The sequence below is a fragment of the Streptomyces sp. NPDC042002 genome (assembly GCF_055588305.1).
This window is the reverse complement of sequence record NZ_JBVJCT010000072.1, coordinates 1-11172: the sequence shown is the minus strand read 5'-3', so window position 1 is coordinate 11172 and position 11172 is coordinate 1. Positions and strand designations below refer to the sequence as shown.

At 69.5% G+C, this 11172-nt stretch carries 11 protein-coding genes and 1 rRNA gene; 2 read left to right on the top strand and 10 right to left on the bottom strand.

The window, feature by feature from the left end:
- Window positions 1-545: 545 nt before the first annotated feature.
- Window positions 546-1316, top strand: coding sequence for an ECF subfamily RNA polymerase sigma factor, BldN family (locus ACZ6KY_RS41835; protein WP_037627370.1), 771 nt, complete (start codon window positions 546-548; stop codon window positions 1314-1316).
- A gap of 253 nt (window positions 1317-1569) precedes the next feature.
- Window positions 1570-2796, top strand: coding sequence for a DUF5667 domain-containing protein (locus tag ACZ6KY_RS41830; RefSeq protein ID WP_469315481.1), 1227 nt, complete (start codon window positions 1570-1572; stop codon window positions 2794-2796).
- Between the two features lie 103 nt (window positions 2797-2899).
- Here the strand turns inward: ACZ6KY_RS41830 and ACZ6KY_RS41825 are convergent, their stop codons facing one another.
- The 10 genes from ACZ6KY_RS41825 to rrf all read right to left on the bottom strand — a co-directional run.
- Window positions 2900-3952 (bottom strand): lysophospholipid acyltransferase family protein, encoded by a 1053-nt coding sequence (locus ACZ6KY_RS41825; RefSeq protein WP_469315480.1) that lies wholly within the window; start codon window positions 3950-3952, stop codon window positions 2900-2902.
- Window positions 3953-3966: 14 nt separating this feature from the next.
- The gene (locus tag ACZ6KY_RS41820) at window positions 3967-5028 is read right to left on the bottom strand and encodes an NAD-dependent epimerase/dehydratase family protein (protein WP_261704804.1); all 1062 of its coding nucleotides are present in this window, start codon (window positions 5026-5028) and stop codon (window positions 3967-3969) included.
- Window positions 5029-5464: 436 nt separating this feature from the next.
- A complete protein-coding gene (locus ACZ6KY_RS41815; protein ID WP_003948845.1) occupies window positions 5465-5563 on the bottom strand; it encodes a 30S ribosomal protein bS22 in 99 nt (32 codons plus the stop codon).
- 142 nt (window positions 5564-5705) lie between these two features.
- A complete protein-coding gene (locus ACZ6KY_RS41810; RefSeq protein WP_093781815.1) occupies window positions 5706-5915 on the bottom strand; it encodes a helix-turn-helix domain-containing protein in 210 nt (69 codons plus the stop codon).
- Between the two features lie 129 nt (window positions 5916-6044).
- Window positions 6045-6860: a phosphatase gene (locus ACZ6KY_RS41805; protein WP_469315483.1), complete on the bottom strand. Its 816-nt coding sequence runs from the start codon at window positions 6858-6860 to the stop codon at window positions 6045-6047.
- Window positions 6861-7056: 196 nt separating this feature from the next.
- On the bottom strand, window positions 7057-8229 hold the full coding sequence (locus ACZ6KY_RS41800) for an acetoin utilization protein AcuC (RefSeq protein WP_469315479.1): 1173 nt from the start codon (window positions 8227-8229) through the stop codon (window positions 7057-7059).
- A complete protein-coding gene (locus ACZ6KY_RS41795; RefSeq protein WP_469315478.1) occupies window positions 8180-9403 on the bottom strand; it encodes an MFS transporter in 1224 nt (407 codons plus the stop codon). The genes ACZ6KY_RS41800 and ACZ6KY_RS41795 overlap by 50 nt, the downstream gene beginning before the upstream one ends.
- Before the next feature lie 95 nt (window positions 9404-9498).
- Window positions 9499-10170: a VC0807 family protein gene (locus ACZ6KY_RS41790; protein WP_469315482.1), complete on the bottom strand. Its 672-nt coding sequence runs from the start codon at window positions 10168-10170 to the stop codon at window positions 9499-9501.
- 206 nt (window positions 10171-10376) lie between these two features.
- Entirely contained in the window at window positions 10377-11021 is a 645-nt protein-coding gene (locus ACZ6KY_RS41785; RefSeq protein WP_469315477.1) for an HAD family hydrolase, read from the bottom strand.
- Between the two features lie 68 nt (window positions 11022-11089).
- Window positions 11090-11172: ribosomal RNA gene (rrf, locus tag ACZ6KY_RS41780) — 5S ribosomal RNA — on the bottom strand; the annotation flags it as partial.

Genomic DNA, 11172 nt, shown 5'->3' with positions numbered 1-11172 from the left:
ACCCCCACCCCCCCCGCCCCCCCCCCCCCCCCCCCCCTCCCTCCCCCCCCCCCCCCCCCCCCCCCCCCCCCCCCCCCCCCCCCCCCCCGGCCCCTTCGGCGCGTTTTGCGGCCGCGGGCACAGGATTCGGCCCCTTCGGCGTTCGAGGAGCGGGGTCCGGGGCGGGGCCCCAGGTACGGGAAGGGCAGCGGCGGAGGGGGCGAAAACCTGTCCGGACCTGGGACGGGAGCGCCGCTCCGGGAGGCAATCACATCGTCATACCCACGCCCTGGGCGGCCCAGTCATGTCCGCAGCAGGCGGGCACAACACGCTCTGCACTCAGACGGAACCTGAACCGATCCGATCAACAAACGGTCACCGTGCGGTACTTGAACAGGCATCGATCCGCTTCGGAAGCGACGTAATCGATGATTTTAGCAACTGGGTGTAGCGCTGCCTGTACGAAGCGTTATTCTCCTCAGACGCAAACCGGTACCCCTTCCGTCGCCACGACGGGTGAAAGGTCCCGCACTGCACGTGATGGAAGCTCTGCCTCTGGGAGTCCCGTGTACTCACACGTCGGGGTTGACGCCTCGGGCCTGGCTACGCTGCGCGCAACGGTCCTGGACCGTCTGCGCGGCTTCGTCCCCACCGCGTACGCCGTCCCCGCCTTCGCCCTCCCCGCGCCCGTCGGACCTTGCTACGCCCTGGCCGACGGCAACGCGGCGGTCGGCAGGCGGGGCCGCTCAGGCTCGGCCACCACCGCACGCCGTCCGGCCGCGGACAGTGACAGCGCCCGGATGATGGATCTCGTGGAGCGCGCCCAGGCCGGCGAGGCCGACGCCTTCGGACGGCTCTACGACCAGTACAGCGACACCGTGTACCGCTACATCTACTACCGGGTTGGAGGTAAGGCGACCGCCGAGGACCTCACGAGTGAGACCTTCCTGCGGGCGCTGCGACGGATCGGCACCTTCACCTGGCAGGGGCGCGACTTCGGCGCCTGGCTCGTGACCATCGCCAGGAATCTGGTGGCCGACCATTTCAAGTCCAGCCGCTTCCGGCTGGAAGTGACCACCGGCGAGATGCTCGACGCCAACGAGGTCGAGCGCTCCCCCGAGGACTCCGTCCTGGAGTCCCTTTCCAACGCCGCGCTCCTTGACGCCGTGCGACGGCTCAACCCTCAGCAGCAGGAGTGTGTGACGCTCCGCTTCCTCCAGGGGCTCTCGGTCGCCGAGACCGCCCGGGTGATGGGCAAGAACGAGGGCGCCATCAAGACCCTCCAGTACCGGGCTGTCCGCACCCTGGCCCGACTCCTGCCCGACGACGTCCGCTGAACCCGCTTCCGGCCGCAGTGGTCCGCACGTTCAGCGACGTCCAACTCACCTTCTGTAAAAGTCTGTTGACTTCGCGGTCCGATCATCCGTCGTCCGTAACCCAAGTGCCGTGACGCTCGTTGTGCGGGATACAGGCTCCCTGTGGTCACGCCTTGGCCATCGCCGATCACCCGATCGTGTGGATACGGCCAGGGGGTGCAACCCTCAGGACCCCCTGGGGAGCCGACCGTCATGACGAGAGGAGGTGCCGCCAGTGATCGCGAACGTATCGGCACACCGGCGGGCGGACGCCTTCGCCCAGGCCCTGGAGGAGTTCGACCAGGGCACGGCGGCCGAGCAGCCCGATGGGTCGGCACCGTCCCGGGCTGCTGCGGAACAGACCGGGCAAGGGCTGCTGTTGGCCCTCGCCGCCGGTCTCGGCGAGCTGCCCAAACCGGAGCTGGACCCCGAGGTCAAGATCGTGCAGCGAGCCCAGCTCGTCGCCGCGATGGAGGCCATGCTGCTGGAAGGCACCGCCGCCGGAGGCGAGGGTCCGGACCGTGCTCTGCCAGAACAGCGGTCCCGGGCCAAGGGCACGCACCGGGCGACCGGACTGGGGAAGCTGCGGCCCCGGTCCCGGCTGTCCAAGGGGCTCGCGGCGGGCGGACTCACCGTCGGCGTGGCCGCCGGCGCCTTCGGCGGTGTGGCCGCCGCGAGCACCGACGCCCTGCCCGGTGACTCGCTCTACGGACTCAAACGCGGCATGGAGGACATCAAGCTCGATCTCGCCCACGGCGACAGCGACCGGGGCGAGCTCTACCTCGACCAGGCCTCGACCCGCATGAGCGAGGCCCGCCGGCTGATGGAGCGGGGCCGCTCGGGACACCTCGACCACGAGTCCCTGGGCGAGGTCCGCCGCGCCCTGTCCGGCATGCAGCACGACGCCTCCGAGGGCCACCGGCTGCTGCACGAGGCGTACGAACGGGACGGCTCGCTGGGCCCCATCCAGGCCCTGTCCGCCTTCGCCCAGTCGCACCGCCAGGCCTGGGGCGCACTACGGGACCGGCTGCCCGTGCAGCTCGGCGACGTCAGTGACCAGGTCTCGTCGGTCTTCGAGGCCATAGACGAAGAGGTCGACCCGCTGCGTTCGCTGCTGCCCACGACGCCCGCCCCCGAGGGCACCGGCCGTCACCGGGGCAGGAGCGAGGAGTCCACCGGCTCGCCCGGTACGGACACTCCGTCGCCCAGCGCCACCGGCGCCCCAGCGAGCGGAAGCCACAGCAGCGGCAAGCCCAAGCCGTCCAGTTCGAGCAGCAGCGGCGAGGGCCTGCTCGGCGGCGACACCGGCGGCCTGCTCGACCCGCCGATGGACGACACCAGCTCCTCCCCGTCGTCCAGCAGCAGCAAGGGCAGTGCGACGAGCGAGCCCGACGTCACGCTGCCGCCCCTGCTGCCCGGCCTCCTGCCCGGCCTCGGCATCGACACACAGGACAGCGACTAACAGGCCACCGCGGTACGTCGATGGGGGCGCCCTCCTCGGGAAGGGCGCCCCCATCGGCGTACAGGCATATCAGGACATGATCAACAGAATCGTAACTGCATGATCAGAAAAACACGGACCTGCGCTGCACCAGCAGCTTGTACAGGGTGTGCTGGATCTGCTCCCTGACCTGGTCGGTCAGGTTGAACATCAGCATCGGGTCCTCGGCCGCCTCCGGCGGATAGCCGTCCGTGCGGATCGGCTCGCCGAACTGGATCGTCCACTTGGTGGGCAGCGGGATCGCGCCCAGCGGGCCCAGCCACGGGAAGGTCGGGGTGATCGGGAAGTACGGGAATCCCAGCAGCCGCGCGAGGGTCTTCGCGTTGCCGATCATCGGGTAGATCTCCTCCGCGCCGACGATCGAGCACGGAATGATCGGGGTGCCCGCGCGCAGCGCCGTCGAGACGAAGCCGCCCCGGCCGAACCGCTGGAGCTTGTAGCGCTCGCTGAACGGCTTGCCGATGCCCTTGAAGCCCTCCGGCATCACCCCGACCAGTTCACCGCGCTCCAGCAGCCGCTCGGCGTCCTCGGAGCACGCCAGGGTGTGACCGGCCTTGCGGGCCAGCTCGTTGACGACCGGCAGCATGAAGACCAGGTCGGCCGCGAGCAGGCGCAGATGACGGTTCTCGGGGTGGTTGTCGTGGACGGCGACCTGCATCATCAGGCCGTCCAGCGGAAGGGTGCCCGAGTGGTTGGCGACGATCAGGGCGCCGCCCTCGGACGGGATGTTCTCGATGCCCTTCACCTCGACGCGGAAGTACTTCTCGTACATCGGCCGGATCAACGACATCAGGACCTGCTCGGTCAGCTCCTGGTCGTACCCGAACTCGTCGATCTCGTAGTCGCCCGTGAGCCGGCGGCGCAGGAAGGCCAGACCGCCCGCGATGCGCTGCTCCAGGCCGGCACCGCCCTGCTGGGGCCCTCGGGGCGGCTGTTCCTCATGCGTCACGGGAACATCATCCCGCGGGAGGGTCCGCCCGGGCATGGGCTGGACCTCGCGCACCACCACGGGCTCACCCTTGCGCCGGCTCCCCCCGGCCCGGCGCCGCGGCGGGCGCTGCGCGGCAGCCCCGCGCGAGCGGTCGTCGTCGAACGGAATGACCTTGGCGTCCGCCATCGTTGATGCGCTCCTCAGTTGGCGCTCTGCGTCGGGGGGTGGCCACCGCCCGGAAGAGACAGTGCGGCGATCCGGTCCACGACCCCCGCGACGGCCTCCGGGGGCAGGAGTCCGGGCCCCCTGCTGTGGGCGAAGTCCGCGAAGGTCTCCGCCGTCGTGTACTTCGGCTGATAACCCAGGGTTTCGCGCATCTGGACCGTCGCGACCACCCTGCCGTGTGTGAGCAGCCGCAGCTGCTCCGGCGAGAAGTCCGTCACACCCAGGGTACGCACGGCCGTACCGGCCCAGCTGAGGGCCGGCAGCAGCAACGGGACCGTGGGCCGGCCGAGGCGCCGCGCGCACTGCGAGAGCAGCAGGACGCCGTCCCCGGCGATGTTGAACGTGCCGCTGTTGAGCGTGCCCCGCTGCGGCTCGTGCGAGGCGAGCCGCAGCACCTCGATGACGTCACCCTCGTGGACGAACTGGAGCCGCGGGTCGTAGCCGAACACCGTCGGCAGCACCGGAAGCGAGAAGTACGAGGCGAGCGGCGAGTCCGCGCTCGGGCCGAGGATGTTGGCGAACCGCAGCACGCACACGGCGACGTCGGGCCTACGGCGCGCGAAGCCGCGCACGTAGCCCTCGACCTCGACCGTGTCCTTCGCGAAGCCGCCGCTGGGCAGCGACTTGGGCGAGGTGGTCTCGGTGAACACGGCGGGGTCGCGCGGCGCCGAGCCGTAGACGTTCGTACTGGACTTCACGACGAGCCGCTTGACCGTCGGGGACTTCTGGCAGGCACCGAGCAGCTGCATGGTGCCGATGACGTTGGTCTCCTTGACCGTGGTCCGGCTGCCGGAGCCCAGCGCCGTGCCCGTCACGTCCATGTGCACGACCGTGTCGACGGAGTACTCGGCGAGCACCCGCGCGATGGTGGGCTGGCGGATGTCGGCCTGCACGAAGTCGGCGCCGCCGATGTGGTGCTCGGGCGGCACCGCGTCCACGGCGATCACCCGGTCCACTTGCGGGTCACGCTGGATCCGTCGTACGAACCGGCCCCCGAGCTGCCGGGCCACCCCGGTCACGAGCACGACCTTCCCCAAGATCAGCGCCTTCCTTCCAGAACTGGACGTAGCCCCGCTCGTACCTGCCGCGTTCCCCGTGTGCGGCCAACTTAGCGGGTCGATGTTGCGCTGTGATGACCGCCCGATGCACGAAGTGACGACAGGCGTGGACGTACGACCAGACCCAGCCATTCGGCCCACAGACGTACGCGGCGCACATGGCCGAACATGTTCGACATTCGCGCGGTCTTTCGAGGTCGCTTCTTCTCCGGTACCGCCGCGGCCGAGTCTTCCACCGCCGCCACGGCGCGCCCCCGCCGACACCTCCGTAGCGACTCCGACGGACGTTCGGCCGACTCCTCGACTTCTGCGCCGACTCCCCGGCCGACCTTCGAGTGGCCTTTTCGCGGCCGGATATGCCTGTGGCCCCCCACCTGCTGGTGAGAGGCCACAGTACGCGTTTCCGCGGCGTCGCTTACTTCTTGTTGCGACGCTGAACGCGAGTGCGCTTGAGCAGCTTGCGGTGCTTCTTCTTCGCCATCCGCTTGCGCCGCTTCTTGATAACAGAGCCCACGACTACCCTCGCTCACTTCTCTTTACTCGGTGCTGGGCTGCATGGGCCCACACGACCTATGAGGGGCCAGCCTACCCGTCCGAGAGCCGAGGTCGTAATCGAGGGGTTTCCGGGAGATCGCGAACGGTCTCCCGGAACGCCGTCAGGCGGTCTCCACCCCCACATAGCTCTCACGGAGGTACTCGTGAACCGCTTGCTCCGGCACCCGGAAGGACCTCCCCACCCGGATCGCCGGCAGATGACCGCTGTGCACCAAGCGGTACACGGTCATCTTCGACACTCGCATCACCGAGGCGACTTCCGCCACGGTAAGGAACTGAACCTCGTTCAGAGGCCTCTCGCCTGCAGCCATGACACACCTGAACCTTCCGCACTCGACGGTCACCGGCTTCCCCTTCCGGTGACTCTTCGTCGTTGCGTGCTCACTCCCCAATGTAGGGGCGGGTGATGCGAGTGGGGAAGAGGGGATGCCATCGGCCGCCTACTGTGACAGACACGCTCGATTGAGTACATAGCGAGTAAGCGGTCGGTAGTAATCAGACCGCACAGCGTCATCAAGCGGAACGACGACGGACACCCGCCCCTCTGCCTCCCCGACGAACAGCGCGGGATCGTCCGTATCGGCGAGACCGATGGCCTCGAACCCCAGCTGACCTGCTCCGCAGACCCATCCGTGGTCTCCGATGACGAGCTCCGGGAGGGGCCCTCCGGACTCGGCCGCGGCCGCCAGAACGGTCCGAACCGGGAGCGGTGAGTGGGTGTGCGCGCCGGTCGCACGACCGGCGGCTCCCGCCTCGGGTTCGCGCACCAGCGCGACACCTTGTACGTAGTCGAGGTTGTACGTGCGTAGACCGAACCGGGTCGTTATGTCGACAGAGCTACCCTGCGCGGGGGTGAGGACGGTACATCCAGCCGCCGACAGGGCGTCCGCGAGTGCGGCGTAGAAGGTGATCAGCCGGTGCGGATGACCCGTGCCCAGAAGCACAGGGTGACGACGGCGGGCGGCTTCGGCGAGCCGTTCCGCGAAGGCGTCGAGAGCCGCCAGGGTCCGCTCCGGGTCGATCACATCATGCCCCGAAGTGTGCGAGGGGTCGGCCGAGACTCCGCATTTGTCGGCCATCAACTCGATCAGATCCCGCTGCCGCCAGGTCCATTCGGGATCGAGTCCGAGCAGCAGACGCGGGTCCCGGGCGGCGAAGAGCCGGTAGCTGCGCAGGCTCTCCTCGCGCGAGGTGGCCACGGGGCCGGCCAGCCGGGCGGCCAGCAGGTGTGCACGCAAAGCTCCGGTGCTCAACACGTCACGATGCTGACGCATCCGGCCGCACTGTACGCCCAAAACGGGAAGTATGCCCCACAGTTGGCCTAATGGTCCCAGCTTTCGGGCCACGGCGGCAACGTCCGCCTCGGGGGTACGAGAGCGGTCCGCGCCGTGGGCTCTACGGCAGCACCCCGCGCGGTGGGGTCCTACCGGCGGCAGCCCACCCGGGTGAGATCTACGGCAGCATCCCCCGCAGCGGGAACACGGCCTTGCGTGTCGCCAGGATCGCCTGGTCGAGGCGGTCCGCCGGGTCGTACCCCGCCTCCCAGCCCTTCCAGGACACCGGCCAACGCCCGTCCGTCATCCGCATCGGCGCCTGCTGCCGGGTGCGGGCGAAGACCTCCTGGCGCCAGCTCTCCGGGATCGCCGTCCCGGGCTCGATGGGACGGCCCGCCGCCACGGCCACGAGATGCGTCCACGAGCGCGGCACCACCTCCACCACCGCGTACCCGCCACCCCCCAGCGCGACCCAGCGCCCGTCGGCGTACTCGTGCGCCAGGTCGTGACAGGCGACCTGCACGGCCCGCTGCGCGTCGAGCGAGACGGCCAGGTGGGCGAGCGGGTCCTCGAAGTGGGTGTCCGCGCCGTGCTGGGTGACCAGCACCTGCGGCCGGAAGTCGGCGATCAGCTCGGGCACCACGGAGTGGAAGGCCCGCAGCCAGCCCGCGTCCCCGGTGCCGGGCGGCAGCGCGACATTGACGGCCGTGCCCTCTGCGCTGTCGGCGCCCGTCTCCTCGGGCCACCCGGTGCCCGGGAACAGCGTCCGCGGATGCTCGTGCAGCGAGATCGTCAGGACCCTCGGGTCCTCCCAGAACGCCGCCTGGACGCCGTCACCGTGGTGCACGTCGACATCGATGTACGCGACCCGCTCGGCACCCAGCTCCAGCAGGCGGGCGACGGCCAGCGCCGCGTCGTTGTAGACGCAGAACCCGGAGGCGCCGCCTGGCATCGCGTGGTGCAGCCCGCCGGCGAAGTTCACCGCGTGCAGCGCCTCCCCGCGCCACACCGCCTCCGCGGCCCCCACGGACTGCCCGGCGATCATCGCGGACACCTCGTGCATCCCGGCGAACGCGGGATCGTCCATGGTTCCGAGACCGTACGACGCGTCCGCCGACTCCGGATCGGCGGACGCGGCCCTGACCGCGTCCACATAGTCCTCGCGGTGCACCAGCCGCAGGGTCGACGCCCCGGCGGGCTTCGCCGAGACGATGTCGACGTCCCGGTCCAGCCCGAAGGCGTCGACGAGCCCCCGGGTCAGGACGAGCCGGACCGGATCCATCGGATGATCCGGACCGAAGTCATATCCCGTTACTGCCTCGTCCCACATCAGCTGTGCGCGGCCGCTCATGCACGTCACCGTATCGGTCCGGTTCGGGAGCGAACGAGCGGGCGTACCCGAGGGTCGCCAGGACCAGCACCATCGGTACGAGCATGGCTCCGCGGTAGTTCCACGCGTCACCCAGCGCGCCCACCAGCGGCGACCCGATCAGGAACCCGACGTAGTTGAAGATGTTCAGCCGCGCGATCGCCGTGTCCGACGCCCCCGGGAAGAGCCTTCCGGCGGCCGCGAAGGTCTGCGGGACGATCACGCACAGCCCGAGCCCCAGCAGCGTGAACCCCAGCATGCCCACCCCGGCCCCCGGCGCCAGGGCCACCACGCCGAACCCGAGGGCGGCGACCACGGAGCCCAGCCGCACCACCGCGACGGCCCCGAAACGCCGCACCCCGAAGTCCCCGACGGCCCGTCCCACCAGCGTCATCACCATGTAGACGTTGTACGGAACGGTCGCCAGCTGCTCCGAACCGCCCAGCACGTCCTTCACGTACTTCGCGCTCCAGTTGGAGACCGTCGAGTCCCCGATGTAGGCGAACGTCATCACCAGGCACAGCGGCAGCAGCAGCCTGAAGACGAGCGGACCGGCGCCCGCGCCGACCGCCCCGTCCTCCTTCCCGCCCGGGGCCGCGCCGCCGTCCACGTACCACCGGCTCCCCGCCAGGGCGAGCGGCAGCAGCACCAGTACGACCGGCAGATAGGACATGAAGAGCGGCAGATGCCAGTGCGCCCCGGCCCACGCGAGCGAGGCGCCCACGATCCCGCCCAGGCTGTACGTGGCATGGAAGCCGAGCATGATGCTGCGCCCGTACGACCGCTGGAGGCTCACCCCGAGCATGTTCATCGAGGCGTCAAGGCCGCCGACCGCGAGGCCGAAGGCGGCCAGGGCGATCGCGACCTCGACGAGCTGGTCACCGGCGCCGACACCGAGCAGGGCCAGCAGCACGACCGGCTGCGACCACCGCAGGACGCGGCTGGGGCGTATCCGCTTGACGAGGTGCTCGGTGGTGACGCTGCCCACCCCGGCGAGGACCGGGACGGCCGCCAGGAACGCCGGCAGCAGGCCGTCGGATATCCCGTAGCGGTCCTGGATGGCCGGGATACGCGTCACGAGCAGCGCGAAGGCGGCACCCTGAGCGAAAAAGCTGAACGCCAAAGAGGCCCTACCGCGCCGCAGCACATCTGTCATGGCGGCGAGCGTAGAGCCCCGGCTTACCCGTGGGTAGATCAAGCCGAAGATGAATTTTGCTCAGCTCTTCGGGGAAGGGCCGTGCTAAGGGTCGTTCAGCCGTCCGTCCGGGCCCCGGCGGCGAGCTCCCGCTCCAGCATCTTCTCCATCGGGACGACGGCGAAGCGCCCGCTGATCATGAACGCGAGGACCATCGAGGCGACCATGACGACCGTGCCGAGCCAGACCATGGTGTCGACCGGCAGCGTGTAGGCGCCCACGACCCGCGCGACGCACTCACCGAGCAGCACCACGCCCCACACCAGCGAGAACGTCCGCTCGGCCGTCCGGAACCGCTCGGAGCCGGCCGCCAGCCGGTCCCAGGCCGCGGCCCGCGCCGCGTCACCCTTCACGAGGAAGGGCTTCATCCCCTGGGTCATCATCGGCCGCCCGAGCTTCACGGACACCAGGACTCCGATGCCGATCGCGCTGCTGACCCCGCTGTCCTTCGCCAGCATCAGCCGCGGGTCACCGGCGACCAGGCTGAGGGCGAGCCCGACCACGTTGACGAACAGGATCAGCCCGGCCAGGGCGTTGACCTTGCGCTCCTTCACCACGCTCCACACGGTCCGCACGGCCGGCACGACGCTGCTCCAGCCGAGCGCCGCCATCGTGCTCATCCCGAACCCGTTCCTGAGCAGGTAGTACGACCCGACGGGCACCGCCACGTCCACGATCAGCGGCAGGAAGCTCGGCCGGGGACCCGCGGTCTCCGCCGGTGCGGCCATGGCCGTCGGCGTGACCGCCGCGGCAGCGGTGGCGGTCTCTGCGGTGCTGATCCCGGTGGTGGTGATGCTCATGATCGGGTCCCTCCGTCGTCACTGTGTACGTCCCGTTTCGATGTACTCAGCTTCGCGGTCGGACCCCACCCGCCGACAGAAACGATCGTCCGGAGCTCGGCATGACAAATGTCAGCGCCCGACGGTGGGTGCCGTCATACCAGCAGGTCAGCCAACTCCCCTATGTCGGAGAAGAGTTGGGTGGCGCCGGTCAGTCTGTCGGCCGGTGTCATGGCCGTGAATCCGTAGACGTCCATCCCGGCCGCGTTGGCCGCCCGTACCCCCAGCGGACTGTCCTCGACGACGGCGCACTTCTCCGGTCGTACGCCCATGCGCTCCGCCGCGTGGAGGAACAGATCGGGAGCCGGCTTGCCCCGGCCGACGTCCTGCGAGCTGAAGATCCGGCTGTCGTCGAACCACTGGTCGAGCCCTGTCGTCCGGTGTCCGACCCTGATCCGCTCGTGACTCCCGGAGGAGGCCACGCAGTACGGCACGCCGTCCGCCGCCAGCTTCTCCAGCACCTGCCCGGCGCCGGGAACGGGCATCAGTTCCCGCTCGAAGGCGGCGAAGACCCGCGCGTGGAACACGTCGTCGAAGTCGTCCGGCAGCCGCCGGCCGGTGCGTTCCAGGATCAGGTCGTGGACGCGGTGCATGGCGGAGCCCATGTAGTCACGCAGGGAGTCCTCGTACGAGGTGGGGTGTCCCAGCTCGGTGAGACAGGCGGCCAGCAGGGTGTTGGAGATCGGCTCACTGTCCACGAGGACGCCGTCGTTGTCGAAAATAATCAGTTCGTAGCGCATAACAAAGACCCTAAACGCAGAAAACCCCCGTTACCGGTTTCCCGGTACGGGGGTTTTCTCTAAAATTTGTTCGGCGGCGTCCTACTCTCCCACAGGGTCCCCCCTGCAGTACCATCGGCGCTGTGAGGCTTAGCTTCCGGGTTCGGAATGT